The sequence below is a fragment of the Streptomyces sp. NPDC001108 genome (assembly GCF_053598535.1).
This window is the reverse complement of sequence record NZ_JBSFKL010000016.1, coordinates 123229-144452: the sequence shown is the minus strand read 5'-3', so window position 1 is coordinate 144452 and position 21224 is coordinate 123229. Positions and strand designations below refer to the sequence as shown.

Here is a 21224-nt window from a genome sequence, read left to right as displayed (position 1 = left end):
CTGCAGGGGGGACCCTGTGGGAGAGTAGGACGCCGCCGAACTTCTTTTACGGGAAAGCCCCGTGTCCTTTGTGGACACGGGGCTTTTCTGCGTTTCCGAGCGTCTAGGCTCGATCCATGCGCTACGAACTGGTCATCTTCGACAACGACGGTGTGCTCGTGGACAGCGAGCCGATCTCCAACACCATCCTGGCCGAGTACCTGACGGAGCTCGGCCACCCCACGTCGTACCAGGAGTGCCTCCGGGACTACATGGGGGCCGCGATGCACCGGGTGCACGAGCTCGTCGAGGAACGGACCGGGGAGAAACTGCCCCCGGACTTCGACGCCGTGTTCCACGAGCGGCTCTTCGCCGCGTACGCGCAGGAGCTGGAACCCGTCGCAGGCGTCGAGGACGTACTGGGGAAGCTGGTCGCCGACGGCGTTCCCTACTGCGTCGCCTCCTCCGGGAGTCACGAGCGGATCCGGGCCGGACACCGCAGGACCGGGCTCGACCAGTGGTTCGAGGAAGAGTGGATCTTCAGCGTGGACGACGTCGAACGGGGAAAGCCGGCCCCCGACCTGTTCCTGCTGGCCGCCGAGCGGATGGGCGTCGCCCCCGAACGGTGCGTCGTCATCGAAGACAGCCCGCTTGGCGTGGAGGCGGCCAGGGCCGCGGGGATGGACGTCTACGGGTTCACGTCGATGATGCCCGCGGACCGGCTCACCGGGGTGACCGGGTACATCTCCGACATGGGACAGCTCCGCGAATTGCTCGCGTGATCCATCTACCCACCGGTAGAAACTGGCCTTACGCTCGCGGCCATGACAAACGGTGGTTTGCGGCACGGCAGGGCCTCCCTCACGCTGAGTTTCTTCGTCCAGGGAGTCACCTTCGCTCTGCTGGTGACGCGGATTCCCGCCATTCAGAACCGGTACGGGATATCCGACGGGCTGCTGCCCGCGTTCCTGGCGGCGGTGCCCATCCTGGCCGGGGTGGGCAGCGTGGTGACCGAGAAGGTGGTCCTGCGGGTACGGCCCAGGATCGTGCTGCGGTGGGCGCAGCCCGTCGTGATGCTCGCGCTGCTCGGCGCCGGCGCCGGGAACGCGATGTGGGAGGCGGCGCTGGCACTCGGGCTGTTCGGGCTCGCCGTCGGGGCGCTCGACGCCTCCATGAACATGATGGGCGTCAGCCTCCAGCGGGCCTACGGGCGCTCCATCATGCTCGGCTTCCACGCCGCGTACAGCCTGGGCGGAATCGCCGGGGCGTCCATGGCGTGGGCCGGGGCGCACTGGGACCTCTCGCTGCTGGTCTCCTACCTCCCGGCGGTCGCCGTCCTGCTGCCGGCCGCGTTCGCCGGAAGCCGGTGGTACTCCGACGGCGCCTCCGCGCAGAGCGGCGCGGAGGACCCGGGCAGGAATGCCGGGTCGGTCTCCTTCAAGCTGCTGATGCCGCTCTGCCTGGTGATGAGCTTCGCGTACATCGGCGACTCCACCGTCTCCAACTGGAGCGCGAAGTACCTCCAGGACGTCCTGGGGAGCTCGGAGCAGATGTCGACCCTGCCGTACAACGTCTACATGGTGACGACGCTGCTCGGACGGGCCGTCGGGGACCTCGGGGTGCGGCGGTTCGGGGCCGTGGCCGTGGTGCGGAGCGGCAGCGTGCTGGCGGCCGCCGGATTCGTGGTGGTGGCGACGGCCGGCGGCGCGTGGACCGGGATGCTCGGGTTCACCCTGCTCGGGCTCGGGCTCTGCGTGATCGTCCCGCAGACCTTCGCCGCCGGCGGGCGACTGTTCCCGGGGGCGAGCGACACCGCGATCGCCCGGCTGAACGTCTTCAACTACGTGGGGTTCCTGGTGGGATCACCGCTGGTCGGTGCGATCGGGGACGCCTGGAGCTACCGGGGCGCGATGCTCGTACCGATGGTGCTGGTGCTCGCGACGCTGGTGTACGCCAAGTCGTTCGGTGCGGAGCCCGCCCGATACGGTGGCGGGCATGAGCGGGCGCGCACAGCTGATGTGGGATGACGCGGTAACGGGATACGACTTCGGGGAGAGCCACCCGATGGACCCCGTCCGGCTGGCCCTGACCATGGGGCTGGTGCGGGCGTTCGGGCTCGACCGTGCGGTGGACGTGGTGGCGGGCAGGCCCGCCGGGGAGTCGACGCTGAGGCTGGTGCACCGCGAGGACTACGTGGCCGCGGTGCGGGCCGCCTCGGCCGATCCGAAGCGGGCCGACCAGCGCTACGGGCTCGGGACGGTGGACGACCCGGCCTTCGCCGGGATGCACGAGGTCTCGACGCTGATCGCCGGCCAGTCGGTGGCGGCGGCCGAGGCCGTGTGGCGCGGGGACACCGCGCACGCGGTGAACTTCACGGGCGGGCTGCACCACGCCATGCCGGGCGGCGCGGCCGGATTCTGCATCTACAACGACCCCGCGCTGGCCATCGCCCGGATGCTGGAGCTGGGCGCCGAGCGGATCGCGTACGTCGATGTGGACGTCCACCACGGCGACGGGGTGCAGGCGGCGTTCTGGGAGGACCCGAGAGTCCTGACGATCTCGCTGCACGAGCACCCGAGGACGCTCTTCCCGCACACCGGCTGGCCCGAGGAGACCGGCTCCGGGGCCGGCGAGGGCGGCGCGGTGAACGTGGGGCTGCCGGCCGGGACCGGGGACGCGGGATGGCTGCGGGCCTTCCACGCGGTGGTGCCCGAGCTGTTGGCGGATTTCCGGCCACAGGTGCTGGTGACCCAGCACGGGGCCGACACGCATTTCGAGGACCCGCTCGCCCATCTCGCGGTCTCGCTGGACGCGCAGCGCGCGGTGATGGCGGCCTGCCACGACCTGGCCCACGCGCATGCGGAGGGCGGTCGGTGGGTGGCGCTCGGCGGGGGCGGTTACGCGGTGGTCGACGTGGTGCCCCGGTCCTGGACGCATCTGGTGGGCATCGCCGCGCACGCCCCGGTGGAGCCGGAGTCGATGATCCCGGAGTCGTGGCGGGCCGAGGTCTACGCCCGTACCCGGCAGTTGGGACCGGCGCGGATGACGGACGGGCGGACGCCGTCCTGGAAGCCGTGGGAGGAGGGGTACGACCCGGCCGACCGGCTCGACCAGGCGGTACTGGCGGCGCGGCGGGCGGCGTTCCCCCTGCGGGGGCTGCTGACCTGACTCCTCGCCAGGAGCCCTCGGGCCCTCCTCGCGTACGGCGGTGTGTGCGCGGGCCCGTGGGCGGTGGCGCGTATTGGTTGCGCCAACGGTGGGGAGTCCTCGGCTTCCGGCCCCCCGTCCGGGCGGGTGGGGCAGCATCGTGGGGTGTTGAGCACCGGAGCGCTGCGCGCGCATCTGCTGGCGGCCCGGCTGGCCGGGCCCGTGGCCACCTCGCGGGAGACGAGTCTGCGGAGTTATCGGCTCTTCGCGGCCGGGGACCCGCGGGTGACGCTCGGTCTGGTCCCCGGCGAGGGCTGGGCGGAGACCGATCTACTGCGGCTGATGGCCGAGAAGTGCGGGGTCTCGGAGGACCCGGCCCATGTCGTGGGACCGGACGTGATCGATCCGGAGCGGACGCTGGCCGGGCTGGACGCCTTCGCGGACCGGCTGTCGTGTGCGGCGGATCGGCGGGCGCCGGTGCTGTTCGGCACGGGCCATCCGCATCGGCTGCTCGGCTTCTACGTCGCGCTGGCAGACGCGATGTCGGCGGCGGGATGCCCCGTACTCACCCCGGCACAGGGGCGACGTATCGACATAACGACCCGGTTCGGCGTACGCACGTGCAGCCTCGACTACGTACGGGGAGTCGCGATGGTGCGTGAGCCCGGCGCGCGCGAGGGCGGTGGTGACACCGGCGCACACACCCATTCCCCGCTGCCGGTCCGGGTCGCCCTGGCGGCGGCCGCGGAGGAGCGCGGGTTGCTTCCGGAACTGGTCGTGGGGGACCACGGCTGGGTCTGCGGGGCAGGTCAGCTGGGCATCGAGGCGATCGGGCTGGCGGACACGGACGATCCCGCGCTGTTCGTCGGGGAGGCCGAGGGACGGGTGTCGGTGGCCGTTCCGGTGGACGACGGGGTGGAGTCGGCCTTCTATCGACCGCTCACTCGATATGTACTCAATCGGGTGTTTCTGTCACGGTAGGCGGTCGATCGTCTCTCCTCTTCCCCACTCGCATCACCCGCCCCTAACCTGGGCAGTGAGCGCACAACGACGAAGAGTCACCGGAGGGGAAGCCGGTGAGCGTCTCGTGCGGAAGGTACAGGTGAGTCATGGCTGCTGACAGCGAGAGGCCTCTCAACGAGGTCAAGTTCCTGACTGTGGCGGAAGTCGCCTCGGTCATGAGAGTGTCGAAGATGACCGTGTACCGCTTGGTGCACAGCGGTCATCTGCCGGCGATCCGGGTGGGCAGGTCTTTCCGGGTACCGGAGCAAGCGGTTCACGAGTATCTCCGCGAGTCCTTCGTGGGGGTGGAGTCCGCCTGAGTTTCACCTCGGATTACGCCCCTCACGCGCTGGCGGGTAGGCTAGGCCGACGTAGGTCGTGTGGGCCCAGACGCCCCGCACCAGTGAAGAAGAAGTGAGCGAGGGTAGTCGTGGGCTCTGTTATCAAGAAGCGGCGTAAGCGGATGGCCAAGAAGAAGCACCGCAAGCTGCTCAAGCGCACGCGCGTTCAGCGTCGCAACAAGAAGTAGGCGAACGCGGTTCGTGTTTCCCGCAGCCCTTCCACCGGTCCGGTGGAAGGGCTGCGGTGCTTTTCACCGGCTACGGTGACGGCCAGGGGAAACCTTTCGACGGAAGGCGCTGATCTTGGGGAAGGTCGTGCTGGTCACGGGAGCGGCCCGGCAGCTGGGGGGCCGTTTCGTGCGGCGGGTCCAGCGGGAGCCGGGCGTGGACCGGGTGATCGCCGTCGACGCGGTCGTGCCGGGGCACGCGCTGGACGAGGCGGTGTTCGTCCGGGCGGACATCCGGCAGCCCGCCATCGCGCGGGTGCTCGCCGAGTACGCGGTGGACACGGTGGTGCATCTGGACGTCTCGGCCAAGGCGGTCGGCACGGGCGGCCGGACGTCGGTCAAGGAGACCAACGTCATCGGCACCATGCAGTTGCTCGGTGCCTGCCAGAAGTCGCCGACCGTGCGGCGGCTGGTGGTGAAGTCCAGTACGAACGTGTACGGCTCGGCGCCGCGCGATCCGGCGGTCTTCACGGAGACCACCCCGCCCAAGTCGCTCCCCAGCGGCGGCTTCGCCAAGGACGTGGTGGAGGTCGAGGGGTACGTGCGCGGGTTCGCGCGCCGGAGGCCGGACGTGGCCGTGTGCGTGCTCCGGTTCGCGAACATCCTGGGGCCCCGGGCCGATTCGCCCCTCGCGGACTATCTGTCGCTGCCGGTGCTGCCGACAGTGTTCGGGTACGACCCGAGGCTCCAGTTCGTGCACGAGGACGATGTCGTCGACGTCCTGGGCGTGGCGTCCGGGGAGCCGGGGCGCGGGACGCTGAACAGCGGCACGTTCAACATCGCCGGGGACGGGGTGCTGCTGCTCTCGCAGTGCTCGCGGCGGCTGGGGCGGCCGACGGCGCCGCTGCTGCTGCCCGCCGTCACCTGGGTCGGCCAGGCGCTGCGCAGGGTCGGGATGACGGATTTCTCGCCGGAGCAGATCCGGCTGCTCACCCACGGCCGGGTGGTCTCGACGGTCCAGATGCGCGAGACGCTGGGCTTCCACCCCCGGTTCAGTACGGCGGAGACGTTCGCGGAGTTCGTCCGCGGCCAGGGGCCGGGGCTGCTGCCGCCCGAGCTGGTGGGTGGCGCGGTCGACCGGCTGGCCGCGCTGCCGTTCGCGCGGGCGGGCGGCGATGTTTCGGGGATCATCGGGGCCGGCGGCACCGCGCCGTCCTCCGGCGGCAGGTAGAGGAGCGCACCGACGATGGCGGATGCCAAGGTCATTCCGTTCGACGACGACCGTTCGCGGGCGGGTGGCGCGGCGCGTCCGGCCCGGCGCCGTGTCCCCGGGGCCGGGCCGGGGCCCGAGGCGGGTACGGCGGCCGTGAGCGCCCTCCCGGGCCGGCAGGGGGCCCCGGAGCCCCGGCCGGAGCCGGAGGACGGGGAGCGCGGCGGCTGGGACCGGCGGATCGCCGGCGGGCTGGCGTTCCTGCGGCGCCGGGTCACTGGTGAGTACGACGTCGACGAGTTCGGGTACGACGAGGAGCTGACCGACCAGGTCCTGATGTCGATGCTCCGGCCGGTGTACGAGAAGTACTTCCGGGTCGAGGTGAAGGGCGTCGAGAACATCCCCGCGGAGGGCGGGGCGCTGATCGTGTCCAACCATTCGGGGACGTTGCCGCTGGACGGGCTGATGCTCCAGGTCGCGGTGCACGACAACCATCCGGCGGGGCGTCATCTGCGGCTGCTCGCCGCCGACCTGGTCTTCATGCTGCCGGTCGTCAACGAGCTGGCCCGCAAGGCCGGGCACACCCTGGCCTGCGCCGAGGACGCGGAGCGGCTGCTGCGGCGGGGTGAGTTGGTGGGGGTGATGCCGGAGGGGTTCAAGGGCATCGGGAAGCCGTTCGGGGAGCGGTACAAGCTCCAGCGGTTCGGGCGGGGCGGTTTCGTGTCCACGGCGCTGCGGGCCGGGGTGCCGATCGTGCCGTGCTCGATCGTGGGGGCGGAGGAGATCTACCCGATGGTCGGCAACTCGAAGACGCTGGCGCGGCTGCTGGGCTTCCCGTACTTCCCGATCACGCCGACGTTCCCCTGGTTGGGGCCGCTCGGGGCGGTGCCGCTGCCGACGAAGTGGACGATCCAGTTCGGCGAGCCGATCTCCACGAGCGGCTATCCGGTGGAGGCGGCGGAGGATCCGATGCTGATGTTCAACCTGACGGATCAGGTGCGGGAGCAGATCCAGCACACGCTGTACCGGCTGCTGGTGCGGCGCAGGTCGGTGTTCTTCTGACGAATTCCGGGCTCTTCGGCAGGCGTACGTGGCCGGGGGGGCGGGCCCGAGTGGGCCCGCCCCCCCGACCACGTGGTCCGCGCGGGTCAGTCGCCCGCGTCCTGGCCGTGCAGGCCCAGGCCGGGGAGGAGACCGGGGAGGATCGGGGGAAGGGTGATGTCCGGGGCGGGCGGGCCGCCCGGCCGGTCGTCGGCGGACGGGGTGGAGCCCGGGGACGGGTCGGAGCCGAGGAGCCCGCCGGTGGAGCCGCCGATCAGGCCGCCCTCGGCCGGGGAGCTGTCCGGCCCCGAGGGGCGGGGTGAGCTCTCGGCCTCGGAGTGGTCCCGGGAGGCTTCGGGGGAGGTGCGTGCCGAGGGGGTGGTGTGCGTGGGGCCGGTGCCCCGCTCCGCGGTGCCGGACCGCCGGGCGCCGTCGCTGTCCGGGGTGCGGGGGAAGAGCGACTGGAGCGGGCCGACCTCTTCGTCTATGGCGTCGAAGACCGAGCTGACCTGGTCGCCGACGTCCGTGAGCTGCAGGGGCAGCCGGTCGCGGAGGCTGCTCCAGGTCTCGCGGTGCGAACGGGAGAAGGAGTCCAGCGTCTGGATGGGGCCGATGGCCCCGTTGCGCTGGTAGGCGGAGCGGAGGAGGCGGTGGCCCTCGCTGGCGTCGTGGCTCATGCCGTTGAGCGTGCGCCGGACCTCGCCGAGCTGTTCGTGGTCCAGGGCGCCGGAGCGGGCACGCTCCAGGAGGCGGCGGGCTTCGCTGAGCCGGGTCGACGCCTGGTCGAGGTATACCTCGCCGCGGTCCGTGTCGCCGCTGGCCAAGCCCAGGTGGATGTCCTCCATGCCGCGTTTGAGCCCGTACAGCGAGTCACCCGGCAGGGCGTCGGAACTGGCAGCGGCCACGCCGCCGAAGGCTCCCGCCGCCACACCGACGGTGAGGCCGCCGGCCGCGAGACCCTTCGTCCACCGTGAACGCGGACGCAACTTCCGGAGCGGGGAGGCCCGGTGGGCCCCCTTGGCGCGCTGCTCGGGCACCGTAGGGCCCACGGACGCGCCGCCCTCGCTGAACATGGCCTCCATGGCGGCGACGAGCTGGGCTCGCTGCGCCACTTTGACCTCGGGGTCCAACTCCGGCCGCGGTACCTCACCGAGGCCGTTCGCCAGGGCCAACAGCGGTCCGTGGTCGGCCGGTCCGGCCGGGTCCTCGGGCTGTCCGGCCGCCGCACCGTGGAGCGACTGCTCCTCCAGGGCCTGGGCGAAGGCGTTCGCCCGCCGGTGTGCCGAAACGTTTGCGATCACTGGCGGCACCTCCTCTCAATCATGACGGTCGACTCCCCTGGGGGTACGGAGGGTTGCACACCTTGAGCGCTTTCACACGATTGAGTGAGTGTCGGCGGACATGGGGTGACTACAGGGGGCCTGCAACCGGCACAACGAGGGGCGCGGCACTTGGGTTACGCACTAAGGATGATCGGACCAGTCCGTGACAGGGACGTCGCGGAGCGTTGCTCCGCACGGGAGTTGGGGACGGGGCGGAGCGGGTCGAGGGGTCAGCGGGCGTCGTCGGGGAGGAGCCGGGCCAGGGTGCGGACGGCGCGGTACTGGAGGGTCTTGATCGCGCCTTCGTTCTTGCCCATGACCCGGGCGGTCTCGGCGACCGAGAGGCCCTGGAGGAAGCGGAGGGTGACGCACTCCTGCTGCTGGGGGTTGAGCCGCCGCACGGCCTGCAGCAGCGCGGCGTTGGAGAGGGATTCCAGGACGGAGTCCTCGGGGCTGCGCTCCACCTCGTTGGCGTCGAGCATCTCGCCGGTGGTCACCTCCAGCCGGAAGCGGCTGGACTTGAAGTGGTCGGCGACCAGGTTGCGGGCGATGGTGACGAGCCAGGCGCCGAAGTCGCGGCCCTGCCAGGTGAAGGTGGAGATGCGGCGCAGGGCGCGCAGGAAGGTCTCGCTGGTGAGGTCCTCCGCGGTCGCCTTGCCGCCCACGCGGTAGTAGATGTACCGGTAGACGGTGTCGCTGTACTGGTCGTAGAGGCGGCCGAAGGCGTCGGCCTCGCCGGCCTGGGCGCGCTCGACGAGCTCCATCATGCGGGCGCTGTCGCTGTCGGCGGTCGGCCGGCGGACGGTGGAGGTGGCGCCCGAGCCGCGGTTGCCGCGTCTTCCGACCGCCGCACTCCGTTCGGCCAGGGCATAGCAGGGGCCGACAGGTGCAGGGGCGGCGAATGCGGGTACGGCGTACGCGGTGGGGACGAAGCCGCGCAAGAGGTCGGTGACCGTTGCGCGCAGCGTAGCCAGGCCCGAGGCGTCAACCCCGACGTGTGGGTACACGGGACTCCCAGAGGCAGAGCTTCCATCACGTTCAGTGCGAAACCTTCACTCGTCGTAGTGAGTGGGGGGTTCCGGAATGCGTCTGAGGAGAATAACGCTTCGTACAGGCGGCACTACGCCCAGTTGCTCAAATCATCGATTACGTCGCTTCTGTGACGACTAGACGACCCATCGAGCAGCAGTTCGTGATCGCTTATTGATCGAATTACTTCGAGATCTGTCTGTCGGGGCGACGAGTTGTGCCCGTGCGAGGGCAGGTCGGCAGGTCGTGCGGGCCTGCGGGTGAGGAGTTCGACCGGTTGTGCGCCACTGGTCGGCCGTACGTCACCGATCGCTTGTGCGGGCGATCGGTTGTGCGAGGCGGCGCGGTCGTTCCGGGCCGGGCGGAGGGGCGTACGGATGTACGGGGCGGCAGCGCCCGCGGGTCAGCGGCGGCGGCGGTGGAGGGCGACGGCGGCGGCGGTGCCGCCCGCGAGCGCGCCGACCCCGGCGGCGGCCGGGATGCCTACGCGGGCGGCCTTGCGGCCGGTGCGGTAGTCCCGCAGCCGCCATTCGCGGGCGCGGGCGTGCTTGCGGAGCTTGGCGTCGGGGTTGATCGCGTACGGGTGCCCGACCAGGGAGAGCATCGGGATGTCGTTGTGCGAGTCGCTGTACGCGGCGCAGCGGTCGAGGTCGAGGCCCTCGGCTGCGGCCAGGGCGCGGACCGCCTCGGCCTTCGCGGGGCCGTGCAGCGGTTCGCCGACCAGGCGGCCGGTGTAGACGCCGCCGACGGACTCGGCGACGGTGCCGAGCGCGCCGGTCAGGCCGAGCCGGCGGGCGATGATGGTGGCGGTCTCGACCGGGGCGGCGGTGACCAGCCAGACGCGCTGGCCCGCGTCGAGGTGGGCCTGGGCGAGGGCGCGGGTGCCGGGCCAGATGCGGTCGGCCATGTACTCGTCGTAGATCTCCTCGCCGATGGACATCAGCTCGGAGACCCGGTGGCCCTTGACGATGGACAGGGCGCTGTCGCGGGCGTCCTGCATGTGGCCGGGGTCCTCGACGCCGGCCAGCCGGAACCACGCCTGCTGCCAGGCGAACCGGACGAGTTCGCGGCGCTGGAAGAACTTCCGCTTGTACAGGCCGCGGCCGAAGTGGAAGAGGGCGGCGCCCTGCATGACGGTGTTGTCCAGGTCGAAGAAGGCGGCGGCCAGGTCGTCGCCGACGACGGGGAACGGGACCTCCTCGGCCTCCGCCGTTTTCGCGGACTCCGAGGTCTCGGAGGATTCCGGGGTCTCTGCGGCTTCCGTGAGGTCGTCGGTGAGGGAGGTCTTGCGCGCTGCCTCGGCTGCCGCCTCGCCGGCCAGCACACTCCGTGCTGTCGCGGGGCGCCTACGGGGGGTGAGCCATCCAAAAGCGGCCATGCGGTGAGCATAGCCAGTCGGCCGGGCCCTTCCCGAGCTGCCGGTATGCCATGGCGTGAACTCTTGACCGGAGGTTTGTCGAACGGGTGAAGCGGCCGCCGGGCCCGCGGGGGGAGCTGGTGTGGGCGCGGCGCAGAATGAGGGCATGAGCCCCTTGTTGCGACGTACGAAGAAGAAGCCCGAGGAGCGGGTGGTGACCCTGGTGGGGAAGCCCGGGTGCCATCTCTGCGACGACGCGAGGCAGGTGGTGCGGGAGGTGTGCGAGGAGACCGGGGCGTCCTGGGAGGAGAAGGACATCACCCTGGACGAGCGGCTGTACCGGGAGTACTGGGAGCAGATCCCGGTCGTGCTCGTCGACGGCGAGCAGCACACGTTCTGGCGGGTGGACGCGGCGCGGTTGCGCGGGGCGCTGCTTTCCTGAGCGAAGCCGGTTACCATCGTGGGCGTTTTGAGTGGTCTCGGGGGAGTGGTTGTGAGGAGTGTGTGCCGCTTTGCCCCCTTCGGGCCTGCAACGGGCTGATGCGGTCCTTGGTTCCGGGATCGCGCGACGAATGTGCGTGACCCCGGTCACTTTGACCGGACAAAACGGACACTATCTTTGTGCACGCGTTCACAAAGACATAGCCTGCATTCGACGGGGCGGTCATGGGAAATACGGCCGCCTGCAGCCCCGCTCATCCCGCAGGAGCACCGTGGCAACTGGCCGAAATCACCGACCGGCGACCCGTAGCCGAGGAATTCCCGAGGCCACCGTCGCCCGTCTTCCGCTGTATCTGCGCGCGTTGACCGCGCTCTCCGAGCGCTCGGTACCCACGGTCTCCTCCGAGGAACTCGCCGCGGCGGCCGGGGTCAATTCCGCGAAGCTGCGGAAGGACTTCAGCTACCTCGGTTCGTACGGGACGCGCGGCGTCGGGTACGACGTCGAGTATCTCGTGTACCAGATCTCCCGCGAACTGGGGCTCACCCAGGACTGGCCGGTCGTGATCGTCGGCATCGGCAACCTCGGCGCCGCGCTCGCCAACTACGGCGGTTTCGCCTCCCGTGGTTTCCGGGTCGCCGCGCTGATCGACGCCGATCCCGCGATGGCCGGGACGCCGGTCGCCGGTATCCCCGTGCAGCACGCCGACGACCTGGAGCGGATCGTCGGGGACAACGGTGTGTCGATCGGTGTCATCTCGACCCCGGCCGGGGCCGCGCAGCAGGTCTGCGACCGGCTCGTCGCCGCGGGCGTCACCTCCATCCTGAACTTCGCGCCGACCGTGCTCTCCGTGCCCGACGGTGTCGACGTCCGCAAGGTCGACCTCTCCATCGAGCTCCAGATCCTCGCCTTCCACGAGCAGCGCAAGGCCGTCGAGGACACCGCCAGCGGCGCCGGGGACCCGGCCGCGCCCCCGGTGCGGGCCGCCGCCACCGACCGCAAGGGACCTGACGGGGACATGCCCGCCGTGATGCCGGCATGAGCCTTCTCGTCGTAGGACTGAGCCACCGCAGCGCTCCGGTGTCCGTGCTGGAGCGTGCCTCGCTGTCCGCCGATACCCGGGACAAGCTGCTCCAGGACACGTTGGCCGCCGAGCCCGCGGCCGAGGCCGCCGTCCTCGCCACCTGCAACCGCATCGAGCTCTACGCCGACGTGGACAAGTTCCACGCGGGCGTCGCCGAGCTGTCCACGCTCCTCGCCCGGCACAGCGGTGTCGGCCTGGACGAGCTGACCCCGTACCTCTACGTGCACTACGAGGACCGGGCCGTCCACCACCTCTTCTCGGTGGCGTGCGGGCTGGACTCGATGGTCGTGGGCGAGGGCCAGATCCTCGGCCAGATCAAGGACACGCTGGCGGTGGGGCAGGAACTGCACACCGCGGGCCGCCTGCTGAACGACCTCTTCCAGCAGGCGCTGCGGGTCGGTAAGCGGGCGCACAGCGAGACCGGGATCGACCGGGCCGGGCAGTCGCTCGTCACCTTCGGGCTCGAACAGCTCGCCGTCGGCGGGGACGTCGCCGACTGGGCCGGGGGCAAGCGCGCCCTGGTGATCGGCGCGGGCTCGATGTCCTCGCTCGCCGCCGCCACCCTGGCCCGTACCGGGGTCGCCGAGATCGTCGTCGCCAACCGGACCCGGGCCCGCGCGGACCGGCTCGTCGAGATCCTGGCCCAGCCCGGGGGCACCGGAGTGGTCGCCCGGGCCGTGGAGATGGCCGATGTCTGCGACGAACTGACACGTGCCGACATCGTCGTGTCGTGCACCGGCGCCACCGGTCTCGTGCTGACCGCCGAGGCCGTCGCCGGCGCGCTCGGCCTGGAGGCCGCGCCCGCCGTGGAGACCCCCGCCGTCGAGATCCCCGCCGTGTCCGTGGTGCCCGCGTCCGCCGACGTCGACCGGCACGCCGCCTGGGTCGAGAACGCCGCGGGGAGCGGTGCCGGAACGGTCCGCCAGGCCGTCCGCCGGGCCACCGTGCCCGCCCAGGGCGCCGGCCCCGTGCGCCTGGCGCTGCTGGACCTCGCCATGCCGCGCGACATCGACGGAGAGGCGGCCCGGCTCGACGGGGTGCGTCTCGTCGACATCGAGTCGCTGGCCGAGGCGTCGGCCGACGCCCCGATGGCCGCCGACGTGGACCAGGTGCGCACCATCGTCTCCGACGAGGTCGCCGCCTTCGGCGCTGCCCAGCGCGCCGCCCACATCACCCCGACCGTCGTCGCGCTGCGCACGATGGCCGCCGGAGTGGTCGCGGGCGAGATCGCGCGGCTCGACGGGCGCCTCCCCGACCTGGACGAGAAGCAGCGCGCGGAGATCACCCAGACCGTGCGCCGCGTCGTCGACAAGCTCCTGCACGCGCCCACCGTGCGGGTCAAGCAGCTCGCCAGCGAGCCCGGCGGCGCCGGGTACGCCGACGCGCTGAGAGAACTCTTCGACCTTGACCCGCAGACGGTCGCCGCCGTCTCCCGGGCAGACCTGAACGACCCGAATCGAGGGCGGTCATGACCGACAACTCATCCCTGGGCACGGCAGCCGACAAGCCGCTGAGGCTGGGTACCCGCCGCAGCCAGCTCGCCATGGCGCAGTCCGGCCATGTGGCGGAGGCGGTGCGCGAGGTGACCGGTCGGGCCGTCGAGCTCGTCGAGATCACCACGTACGGCGACATCTCGCGCGAGCACCTGGCGCAGATCGGCGGCACCGGTGTGTTCGTCGCCGCGCTGCGCGAGGCGCTGCTCCGCGGCGAGGTGGACTTCGCCGTCCACTCGCTGAAGGACCTGCCGACCGCCCAGCCCGAGGGCCTGCTGCTGGCCGCCGTGCCGGTGCGCGAGGACCCGCGCGACGTGCTGGTGGCGCGGGACGGGCTGACCTTCGGGGAGCTGCCGCCCGGCGCCCGCGTCGGCACCGGCTCGCCGCGCCGCATGGCGCAGCTCAACGCGTACGCCCGCAGCCACGGGCTCGACATCGAGACGGTGCCGATCCGGGGCAACGTCGATACGCGTATCGGACTCGTCCGGAGCGGTGAACTGGACGCGGTGGTACTCGCCGCGGCCGGGCTCAGCCGCCTCGGCCGGAGCGGTGAGGTGACCGACTTCCTGTCGGTCGACACCGTTCTGCCCGCTCCCGGCCAGGGAGCACTGGCGATCGAGTGCGCTGCGAGCAGCGCCGACCTCGCCGCCGCGCTCGCCGAGCTCGACGACCCGTACACCCGGGCCGCCGTGACGGCGGAGCGTGCCCTGCTCGCCGCCCTGGAGGCCGGTTGCTCCGCACCTGTGGGTGCGCTGGCCGACCTCCTGGTCGACGGACAGGCTGTCAACGAACTGCGCCTGCGCGGAGTCGTCGGTTCCACCGACGGTTCCTCGCTGGTGCAGCTGTCCACCACCGGTCCCGTTCCCACGTCGCAGGACGACGCGGCGGCGCTCGGTCGCGAGCTCGCGGCCGAGATGCTTGCCAAGGGTGCGGCCGGTCTTATGGGGGAGCGAGCACTTTGAGCCCCACCGGCCCCGCCGCATCCGACTTTCCGGCCCTGTCCGCACAAGGGCACGTCACCTTCCTCGGCGCCGGTCCCGGCGATCCGGGACTGCTGACGCTGCGCGCCGTCGAGGCGCTCGCGAGCGCGGACGTCCTTGTCGCCGAGCCGGACGTCCTCGGCGTCGTTCGCTGCCATGCGCGGGCAGGCGTAAGCACGCCCGAGCTGACGGTTGTTGACGCGCAGTCAGCAGCCGCCGGCGTCCCCGTCCTGAGGGATGCGGTCAATCTTGTCATGGAGGCGGTGAAGGGCGGCAGGCGGGTCGTCCGTGCCGTTTCCGGCGACCCCGGGCTGGACGGGAGCGCGGGCTCCGAGATGCTCGCCTGCGCCGCCGCGGGCATCCCCTTCGAGGTGGTTCCGGGGGTGGCGAACGCGGTGGGCGTGCCGGCGTACGCCGGTGTGCCGCTCCGGGACGAGCAGGGCGCGGACGTCCGGTTCGTCGACGCCCGTACGGCGTCCGACCGGTGCTGGGCGGAGGTCGGGGCGAGCGATGCCACGGCCGTCGTCTCGACGACGCTCGACTCGGTGGCCGCGGCCGCCGGTGAGCTGGTCTCGGCGGGCCGCAAGCCCGACACCCCGCTGACCGTGACGGTCGCGGGGACGACGACCCGCCAGCGGACCTGGACGGCCACGCTGGGGACGATCGCGCAGGTGCTGAAGCAGGCGAAGGTGCTGCCGTCGCCGGAGGGCCACCGCCCCGTCATAGCCGTGGTCGGTGAGCGCACCTCCGCCGCCCGTCGCGACCAGCTCTCGTGGTTCGAGTCCAAGCCGATGTTCGGCTGGAAGGTGCTGGTGCCGCGGACGAAGGAACAGGCGGCGTCGCTCTCCGACCAGCTCCGTTCGTACGGCGCCGTGCCGCACGAGGTCCCCACGATCGCCGTGGAGCCGCCCCGTACGCCCCAGCAGATGGAGCGCGCGGTCAAGGGTCTGGTGACCGGCCGCTACGAGTGGATCGCCTTCACCAGCGTCAACGCCGTGAAGGCCGTCCGGGAGAAGTTCGAGGAGTACGGGCTCGACGCCCGTGCCTTCGCCGGGATCAAGGTCGCGGCGGTCGGCGAGCAGACCGCCGCCGCGCTGGTCGACTTCGGCGTGAAGCCGGACCTGGTGCCGTCCGGTGAGCAGTCCGCCGCCGGTCTGCTGGAGGACTGGCCGCCCTACGACCCGGTCTTCGACCCGATCGACCGGGTGTTCCTGCCGCGCGCCGACATCGCGACGGAGACGCTGGTGGCCGGGCTGATCGAGCTGGGCTGGGAGGTCGACGACGTGACCGCGTACCGCACGGTCCGCGCCTCGCCGCCGCCGGCCGAGACCCGTGAGGCGATCAAGGGCGGTGGCTTCGACGCGGTGCTCTTCACCTCCTCGTCGACGGTGCGGAACCTGGTCGGGATCGCGGGCAAGCCGCACAACGTGACGGTGATCGCGTGTATCGGGCCGGCGACGGCGAAGACCGCGGAGGAGCACGGGCTGCGGGTCGACGTCCTGTCGCCGGAGCCCTCGGTGCACAAGCTGGCCGAGGCGCTGGCCGAGTTCGGCGCGCGGCGCCGGGAGGCCGCGAAGGAGGCCGGCGACCCGGTGACGCGGCCGAGCGAGCGGCGCCCGGGGGCGCGTCGTAGGCGGACGACGACCTGACGGGTCGCGATACGCGGTGGGGGAAGGCCCGGTTGCCTCGGCGACCGGGCCTCCGCCCTTTTCGCGCGGTTTTTCCGGCACGGGTGTCGGTAAACCGGTGATGTGTGCGGGTCTAGTCTCGAACCATGACGGTGTACGGAAACTTCCCTGGCTCCCGCCCCCGGCGGCTGCGGACGACCCCGGCGATGCGCCGGATGGTCGCCGAGACGCGGCTGGACGCGGCGGATCTGATCCTGCCCGCGTTCGTGCGCGAGGGCATCGACGCCCCGGTCGCGATCTCGACCATGCCCGGTGTGGTGCAGCACACCCTGGACACCCTGCGGAAGGCCGCGGTGGACGCGGTGTCGGCGGGGGTCTCCGGGATCATGCTGTTCGGGGTTCCGGCGGACGAGAAGAAGGACGGCCGGGGCACGGCGGGCACCGACCCGGACGGCATCCTCCAGGCGGGGCTGCGGGCGGTGCGCGAGGAGGTCGGTGACGACCTCGTCGTGATGTCGGACCTGTGCCTGGACGAGTACACCGACCACGGGCACTGCGGGGTGCTGACCGAGGACGGCCGGGTCGACAACGACGCGACGCTGGAGCGGTACGCGGAGATGGCCCAGGTCCAGGCCGACGCGGGCGCCCACGTGGTGGGGCCGAGCGGGATGATGGACGGCCAGGTCGGCGTCATCCGGGATGCGCTGGACCAGACGGGCCACGAGGACGTGTCGATCCTCGCGTACACCGTGAAGTACGCCTCGGCGTTCTACGGGCCGTTCCGCGAGGCGGTGGGCTCCTCGCTCAGGGGCGACCGCAGGACGTACCAGCAGGATCCGGCGAACGCCCGGGAGTCGATGCGGGAGCTGGCGCTGGACCTGGCGGAGGGCGCGGACATGGTCATGGTCAAGCCGGCCGGTCCGTACCTCGACATCCTGGCGAAGGTCGCCGACGCGGTGGACGTGCCGGTGGCCGCGTACCAGATCAGCGGTGAGTACGCGATGGTCGAGGCGGCCGCGGAGAAGGGCTGGATCGACCGGGACGCGGCGATCATGGAGAGCCTGACGGGGATCCGGCGCGCGGGCGCGCAGATGATCCTGACGTACTGGGCGACGGAGGTCGCGCAGCGGCTGGCCCGGGGCTGACCCGAGGCTGATCCCGGGAGTGGTGACGGCCGGGGGCCGTCGCGGTACGGGGGTGCCGCGGCGGCCCCCGGCCGCGTGTGGTCCCCGTGCGCGTGCGTGGGTCTTGGTGTGGTCCGGTCCGGGGGTCAGTCGGCCGGGTCCTGCCGGGCCGGGGGCGGTGCGGGGGTGGTGCGGAGGACCTCGCGGGCCTGTTCGGCGGCGCGGGTGATGCTCTCGCTGATGAAGTCGAGGAAACGGGCGATGTTCTCCAGGCGGGCGGCGGCGGGGGTGTCGGCGCCGAGGACGGCGGCGCCCCGGCGCGCGGTCTCGACGAGCTGGTCGTTGGCGCGGGCGCTGGCGATCGTCGCCTGGTAGAAGAGGTCGTCGTCGACGACGTAGCGGTCGCGGCGGCGGTCGTCGCGTTCCCGCCGGACGAGGCTCTGGCCCTCCAGGAAGGCGATCGCCTTGGAGACGGAGGCGGGGCTGACCCGGAGGCGCTGGACCAGCTCGGAGGCGGTGAGGCTGCCCGAGTCGGTGGTGTACAGGCAGGTCAGGACGCGGGCCGCCATCCTGTTCAGGCCGGAGCCCATGAGGACGGTGGTGAACGCCTCCTCGTAGGCGGCCACGGCTCCGGTGTCGCGGCCGTCCGGGTGGGGGGTGGACTCCGGCCTCCGTGCGGTGCCGGGCCTGCGTCGGTGGGCGCGGTGTTCGGTGGCGCGGTGGGCCAGGTCGGCGCGGTAGGCGGTGGGGCCGCCGTTGCGCATCACCTCGCGCGTGACCGTCGAGGTCGGGCGGCCGAGGCGACGGGCGATCTCGGCGTAGGGGAGGCTGTCGGCCAGCCCCAGCGCGATCTGCTGGCGCTCCTGCTGGGTGAGTCTTCCTCCCGGCATCGCGGTCTCCTCGTTGGTATCGGTGGTCACGGGGCGGTCCCTCTCCTGACCGTCCGACCTTAGCGTTCACCTCCTTTCCATTGCAACGAGTCGGGTCGCTTCGTTGCGTTGTTGTTCAGGATCGTTGCAACAATTACACCGCTATGAGCTGTGCAAATGCCGATCCATCGCAATGAATGTGTTGTCGTGATCTGGAAAGCAACGTAGCGTTTCTGTTGTCGGAAACGAAACGAGCACAGGAGAGCACGATGCAGAAGTTCGACACTCCCGCCCCGGTCTCCGCCGTCCTGGACATTCCCGCCGGGAGCGTCCGGTTCATCGCCGCGGACCGCGCCGACACCACCGTCGAGATCCGGCCCGCCGACGCCTCCAAGGGCCGCGACGCCAAGGCCGTCGAGCGGATCGAGGTCTCGTACGCCGACGGTGTCCTGCGGATCGCGGCCGACGCCCCCGGCGGTCGGCTCTCCGGGCCCTCGGGGGCAGTGGAGATCACCGTCCGGCTGCCCGCCGACTCCCGCGTGGAGGGGCGGGCCGACAGCGCCGAGCTCCGGGGCGTCGGCCGTCTCGGCGACGTCGTCTTCGAGGGCGCGTACCGCCGGATCAGGATCGACGAGGCCGCGAGCCTGCGCCTCACCGCGATCGACGGGGACGTCGAGGTCGGCCGACTGGGCGGCCCCGCGGAGATCAGCACCGAGCGGGGCCGCATCGAGGTCGCCGAGGCCGTACGCGGCACGGTCGTACTCCGTACCCGGTCCGGTGACATCTCGGTCGGCGCCGCCGCCGGGGTCTCGGCCACCCTGGACGCCGGTACGGACCACGGCCGCGTCGACAACGCCCTGCGGAACGACGGCACCGCCGGACTCGACATCCGCGCCACCACCTCGCACGGCGACATCACCGCCCGCAGCCTCTGACGACCCGCTCCGACGACCAGCACCGACGACCGGACCCATGTGACCAGGGGGAACCCATGAGGGAAGACGGCACGCACGCCAACCGCACGCCCACGAACAGCACACCCACGAACAGCACACCCGCGAACGGCGCGGCCGGGAACCGCGCACCGTGGACCGGAATGGTCCCGGTCGACGACACGGCCCTGGCCGTCACCGACACCGGCGGCCCAGGAACCCCCGTGATCTACCTCAACGGCCAGTTCGCCACCCAGGGCTACTGGCGCCGGGTCCTCGCCGAACTGGGCACCGAATGGCGCCACATCACCTACGACGAACGGGCGCGCGGCAGGAAGTCGAAGCGCTCGGCGGACTACTCCTTCGAGGCGGCCGTCCGGGACGTCGACGCCGTTCTGGAGGCCCGGGGCGTGGACCGGGCACTGGTGGTGGGCTGGTCCTACGGGGCGTTCGTCGGGGCGCACTGGGCGGCGCGCAATCCGGAGCGCGCGCTGGGCGCGGTCCTGGTCGACGGTGCGTTCCCGTCCGACTGGCTCGACGAGGCGATGGAGCTGCGCATACGGAAGATGTTCCGGCGGATGAGCTGGTTCCTGCCGCTGCTGCGCCCGACCGGCCTGGCCCCGCGCATGTCCGCCGAGCAGCAGGCCGAGAGCAACATCGAGCTGGGCCGCATCTCCCGCGCGAACGAACTGGGCCCCGTGCTCGACGGCATCGCCGTTCCGGTGCGCTATGTGGTCGCCTCCGGCACGTCGCTCGGAAGCCGGGACGACGAGCAGGAGCGGATACGCACCAGTCTCGACGGGGTGACCGCCCGCAACCCGCGCATCCGGGTCGGCGCGAAGGTCCCCAGCAACCACGGTGCGATCCTCCGGAAGGACTTCCGGGCGATCGCCGGGTCCGTGCGCGAGATCGCCGCCCTGGACGGCGGGGGAAGCTGAACCGGCGACGGCGACGGCGACGATGACGGGGCCGGCGACGGCGACGATGACGGGGCCGGTGATGGCAACGGTGACAGGGCCGGCCGGTATGGCTGGTACCCCGTCACCGTCCTCGTTCCGCCCCGGTGGTCAGCGGGCGTCCTCGGTGAAGAAGTCGAGCAGGATCTGCCGGCTGGTCTGGGAGGCGAGGCTGCCGTACGCGTCGTCGACGGGCTACGGCGCGCCGTCCGGGCCCGCCTCGGCGAGGGCGCTGCGGGCCGCGGCGCGTACGAGGGGGTCGTCGCCCGCCTCCGCGGCGGCGGTCAGCGCCCGGCGGACCGCCGGGGCGTCGGCGTAGGGGCCGAGGGCCATGGCGGCGTACTGGCGGACCAGGTCCTCCTCCGGGTCGTCGAGCGCGGCGAGCAGGGCCCGGCCGGCTTCGCGGCGGACCTCGGGGTCGGCCGGGGGCCACAGGCGCAGCAGGGTGGCGGCCTCCGTACGGGCGAGGTCGTACTCCTCGGGGTCGGCGACGACGCCGATCAGGAACGGTTCGGCACCCGGGTCGCCGTCCAGCTCGGCGATGATCGCGCGTCTGCGGTCGTCGTCGGCGGGCAGGGCGCGGAACTCGGCCACGAGGGCGGCGAGTTCGCCGGGGGTCCGGGTCATGGTGCGCCTTTCGGTCAGGGTGCGGTGGATCGCGGTGGCGGGTGGTGCCCGGTCAGGGCCAGTCGATCATGGCCGTGAACACGACCCAGGCGACGAACACCGTGACGGGCGCGAGCACGGCGAGGACCGTCCCCGCCGCCGGTCTGCTGAAGGCGCCCACCCAGCTCGCCACCGGCAGGACACCGGCGAGCCCCAGCAGGACGCAGAGCGCCGTCCAGGCGGGCCCGAAGCTGGCGTCGAACCGGTGGGCGACCGTTTCCGTGCAGGAGTCGCAGGCCATGGGGGAGAGACCCCCGTAGACCAGGACGAGCAGGCCGAGCGGGAGCGTCGCGAGCGTTGAGATCAGCGAGCCGATCCAGACGCGCGAGGGGCGCTCGGGCGCGGCGGCGCCGGCCGTGGATGTGGTCACGTCTTCGGTCATGTGTACGAGTCAACTCCGTGGCCCGGTACGCCGCATGAGTGCGCGTACTCAGTCCGCCGGTGAGTCTGGCGGGTCG

Annotated in this window: 22 protein-coding genes; 16 read left to right on the top strand and 6 right to left on the bottom strand. The window is 71.8% G+C overall.

Features of this window, described 5'->3' with window-relative positions; all coding sequences use genetic code 11:
• Nucleotides 1–116: 116 nt before the first annotated feature.
• The 8 genes from ACWC97_RS28770 to ACWC97_RS28735 all read left to right on the top strand — a co-directional run bounded on the left by ACWC97_RS28770 (nucleotide 117) and on the right by ACWC97_RS28735 (nucleotide 6908).
• A complete protein-coding gene (locus tag ACWC97_RS28770) occupies nucleotides 117–761 on the top strand; it encodes an HAD family hydrolase (protein WP_352281221.1) in 645 nt (214 codons plus the stop codon).
• 42 nt (nucleotides 762–803) lie between these two features.
• A complete protein-coding gene (locus ACWC97_RS28765; RefSeq protein ID WP_450652403.1) occupies nucleotides 804–2006 on the top strand; it encodes an MFS transporter in 1203 nt (400 codons plus the stop codon).
• Nucleotides 1975–3147 carry an acetoin utilization protein AcuC gene (locus tag ACWC97_RS28760; RefSeq protein ID WP_352281224.1) on the top strand — a complete coding sequence of 391 codons (1173 nt, stop codon included), beginning with the start codon at nucleotides 1975–1977 and terminating at the stop codon, nucleotides 3145–3147. Before ACWC97_RS28765 ends, ACWC97_RS28760 begins: the two co-directional genes overlap by 32 nt.
• Nucleotides 3148–3291: 144 nt before the next feature.
• Complete coding sequence (locus ACWC97_RS28755) at nucleotides 3292–4107, top strand: phosphatase (protein WP_352281226.1); 816 nt, start codon at nucleotides 3292–3294, stop codon at nucleotides 4105–4107.
• A 128-nt stretch (nucleotides 4108–4235) separates the two neighbouring features.
• A complete protein-coding gene (locus ACWC97_RS28750; RefSeq protein ID WP_158070919.1) occupies nucleotides 4236–4448 on the top strand; it encodes a helix-turn-helix domain-containing protein in 213 nt (70 codons plus the stop codon).
• 110 nt (nucleotides 4449–4558) lie between these two features.
• The gene (locus ACWC97_RS28745; RefSeq protein ID WP_003948845.1) at nucleotides 4559–4657 is read left to right on the top strand and encodes a 30S ribosomal protein bS22; all 99 of its coding nucleotides are present in this window, start codon (nucleotides 4559–4561) and stop codon (nucleotides 4655–4657) included.
• 115 nt (nucleotides 4658–4772) lie between these two features.
• On the top strand, nucleotides 4773–5867 hold the full coding sequence (locus ACWC97_RS28740) for an NAD-dependent epimerase/dehydratase family protein (protein ID WP_450652401.1): 1095 nt from the start codon (nucleotides 4773–4775) through the stop codon (nucleotides 5865–5867).
• Nucleotides 5868–5882: 15 nt separating this feature from the next.
• A complete protein-coding gene (locus tag ACWC97_RS28735; RefSeq protein ID WP_450652399.1) occupies nucleotides 5883–6908 on the top strand; it encodes a 1-acyl-sn-glycerol-3-phosphate acyltransferase in 1026 nt (341 codons plus the stop codon).
• 86 nt (nucleotides 6909–6994) lie between these two features.
• Here ACWC97_RS28735 and ACWC97_RS28730 read toward each other — a convergent pair whose 3' ends face one another.
• From ACWC97_RS28730 to ACWC97_RS28720, 3 genes are all read right to left on the bottom strand, one after another.
• The gene (locus ACWC97_RS28730; RefSeq protein WP_352278469.1) at nucleotides 6995–8188 is read right to left on the bottom strand and encodes a DUF5667 domain-containing protein; all 1194 of its coding nucleotides are present in this window, start codon (nucleotides 8186–8188) and stop codon (nucleotides 6995–6997) included.
• Between the two features lie 251 nt (nucleotides 8189–8439).
• Nucleotides 8440–9216 (bottom strand): ECF subfamily RNA polymerase sigma factor, BldN family, encoded by a 777-nt coding sequence (locus tag ACWC97_RS28725; RefSeq protein WP_352278471.1) that lies wholly within the window; start codon nucleotides 9214–9216, stop codon nucleotides 8440–8442.
• A 425-nt stretch (nucleotides 9217–9641) separates the two neighbouring features.
• Nucleotides 9642–10616, bottom strand: a complete 975-nt coding sequence (locus ACWC97_RS28720; RefSeq protein WP_450652397.1) for an HAD family hydrolase — start codon at nucleotides 10614–10616, stop codon at nucleotides 9642–9644.
• Nucleotides 10617–10761: 145 nt separating this feature from the next.
• Between ACWC97_RS28720 and ACWC97_RS28715 the strand changes: the two genes are divergently transcribed.
• From ACWC97_RS28715 to hemB, 6 genes are all read left to right on the top strand, one after another.
• Nucleotides 10762–11037 carry a glutaredoxin family protein gene (locus tag ACWC97_RS28715; RefSeq protein ID WP_352278473.1) on the top strand — a complete coding sequence of 92 codons (276 nt, stop codon included), beginning with the start codon at nucleotides 10762–10764 and terminating at the stop codon, nucleotides 11035–11037.
• A 271-nt stretch (nucleotides 11038–11308) separates the two neighbouring features.
• Nucleotides 11309–12076: a redox-sensing transcriptional repressor Rex gene (locus tag ACWC97_RS28710; protein ID WP_352278474.1), complete on the top strand. Its 768-nt coding sequence runs from the start codon at nucleotides 11309–11311 to the stop codon at nucleotides 12074–12076.
• Nucleotides 12073–13590: a glutamyl-tRNA reductase gene (locus ACWC97_RS28705; protein ID WP_450652394.1), complete on the top strand. Its 1518-nt coding sequence runs from the start codon at nucleotides 12073–12075 to the stop codon at nucleotides 13588–13590. The genes ACWC97_RS28710 and ACWC97_RS28705 overlap by 4 nt, the downstream gene beginning before the upstream one ends.
• Nucleotides 13587–14573 carry a hydroxymethylbilane synthase gene (gene hemC, locus ACWC97_RS28700; RefSeq protein ID WP_352278476.1) on the top strand — a complete coding sequence of 329 codons (987 nt, stop codon included), beginning with the start codon at nucleotides 13587–13589 and terminating at the stop codon, nucleotides 14571–14573. Before ACWC97_RS28705 ends, hemC begins: the two co-directional genes overlap by 4 nt.
• Nucleotides 14570–16240 carry a bifunctional uroporphyrinogen-III C-methyltransferase/uroporphyrinogen-III synthase gene (locus tag ACWC97_RS28695; RefSeq protein WP_352278478.1) on the top strand — a complete coding sequence of 557 codons (1671 nt, stop codon included), beginning with the start codon at nucleotides 14570–14572 and terminating at the stop codon, nucleotides 16238–16240. Before hemC ends, ACWC97_RS28695 begins: the two co-directional genes overlap by 4 nt.
• A gap of 125 nt (nucleotides 16241–16365) precedes the next feature.
• Nucleotides 16366–17364 (top strand): porphobilinogen synthase, encoded by a 999-nt coding sequence (hemB, locus tag ACWC97_RS28690; protein WP_352278480.1) that lies wholly within the window; start codon nucleotides 16366–16368, stop codon nucleotides 17362–17364.
• Nucleotides 17365–17489: 125 nt separating this feature from the next.
• Here the strand turns inward: hemB and ACWC97_RS28685 are convergent, their stop codons facing one another.
• Nucleotides 17490–18233, bottom strand: a complete 744-nt coding sequence (locus tag ACWC97_RS28685) for a helix-turn-helix domain-containing protein (RefSeq protein WP_450652413.1) — start codon at nucleotides 18231–18233, stop codon at nucleotides 17490–17492.
• A 248-nt stretch (nucleotides 18234–18481) separates the two neighbouring features.
• On the opposite strand from ACWC97_RS28685, the gene ACWC97_RS28680 reads away from it, so the two are divergent.
• Nucleotides 18482–19147 (top strand): DUF4097 family beta strand repeat-containing protein, encoded by a 666-nt coding sequence (locus ACWC97_RS28680; RefSeq protein ID WP_450652392.1) that lies wholly within the window; start codon nucleotides 18482–18484, stop codon nucleotides 19145–19147.
• Nucleotides 19148–19203: 56 nt separating this feature from the next.
• Nucleotides 19204–20082, top strand: coding sequence for an alpha/beta fold hydrolase (locus ACWC97_RS28675; protein WP_450652390.1), 879 nt, complete (start codon nucleotides 19204–19206; stop codon nucleotides 20080–20082).
• Nucleotides 20083–20295: 213 nt separating this feature from the next.
• On the opposite strand, the gene ACWC97_RS28670 is transcribed toward ACWC97_RS28675, so the two are convergent.
• Both ACWC97_RS28670 and ACWC97_RS28665 read right to left on the bottom strand, forming a co-directional pair.
• Nucleotides 20296–20727, bottom strand: a complete 432-nt coding sequence (locus ACWC97_RS28670; RefSeq protein ID WP_450652388.1) for a hypothetical protein — start codon at nucleotides 20725–20727, stop codon at nucleotides 20296–20298.
• 52 nt (nucleotides 20728–20779) lie between these two features.
• Nucleotides 20780–21148, bottom strand: coding sequence for a hypothetical protein (locus ACWC97_RS28665; protein ID WP_450652387.1), 369 nt, complete (start codon nucleotides 21146–21148; stop codon nucleotides 20780–20782).
• Between the last annotated feature and the right edge of the window lie 76 nt (nucleotides 21149–21224).

Coding starts and splice junctions, on each gene's coding strand:
- ACWC97_RS28705 (WP_450652394.1), top strand. CDS start 12,073: ATGAGCCTTCTCGTCGTAGGACTGAGCCACCGCAGCGCTCCGGTGTCC.
- ACWC97_RS28685 (WP_450652413.1), bottom strand. CDS start 18,233: ATGCCGGGAGGAAGACTCACCCAGCAGGAGCGCCAGCAGATCGCGCTG.
- ACWC97_RS28665 (WP_450652387.1), bottom strand. CDS start 21,148: ATGACCGAAGACGTGACCACATCCACGGCCGGCGCCGCCGCGCCCGAG.
- hemB (WP_352278480.1), top strand. CDS start 16,366: ATGACGGTGTACGGAAACTTCCCTGGCTCCCGCCCCCGGCGGCTGCGG.
- ACWC97_RS28675 (WP_450652390.1), top strand. CDS start 19,204: ATGAGGGAAGACGGCACGCACGCCAACCGCACGCCCACGAACAGCACA.
- ACWC97_RS28760 (WP_352281224.1), top strand. CDS start 1,975: ATGAGCGGGCGCGCACAGCTGATGTGGGATGACGCGGTAACGGGATAC.
- hemC (WP_352278476.1), top strand. CDS start 13,587: ATGACCGACAACTCATCCCTGGGCACGGCAGCCGACAAGCCGCTGAGG.
- ACWC97_RS28750 (WP_158070919.1), top strand. CDS start 4,236: ATGGCTGCTGACAGCGAGAGGCCTCTCAACGAGGTCAAGTTCCTGACT.
- ACWC97_RS28680 (WP_450652392.1), top strand. CDS start 18,482: ATGCAGAAGTTCGACACTCCCGCCCCGGTCTCCGCCGTCCTGGACATT.
- ACWC97_RS28735 (WP_450652399.1), top strand. CDS start 5,883: ATGGCGGATGCCAAGGTCATTCCGTTCGACGACGACCGTTCGCGGGCG.
- ACWC97_RS28720 (WP_450652397.1), bottom strand. CDS start 10,616: ATGGCCGCTTTTGGATGGCTCACCCCCCGTAGGCGCCCCGCGACAGCA.
- ACWC97_RS28715 (WP_352278473.1), top strand. CDS start 10,762: ATGAGCCCCTTGTTGCGACGTACGAAGAAGAAGCCCGAGGAGCGGGTG.
- ACWC97_RS28765 (WP_450652403.1), top strand. CDS start 804: ATGACAAACGGTGGTTTGCGGCACGGCAGGGCCTCCCTCACGCTGAGT.
- ACWC97_RS28770 (WP_352281221.1), top strand. CDS start 117: ATGCGCTACGAACTGGTCATCTTCGACAACGACGGTGTGCTCGTGGAC.
- ACWC97_RS28670 (WP_450652388.1), bottom strand. CDS start 20,727: ATGACCCGGACCCCCGGCGAACTCGCCGCCCTCGTGGCCGAGTTCCGC.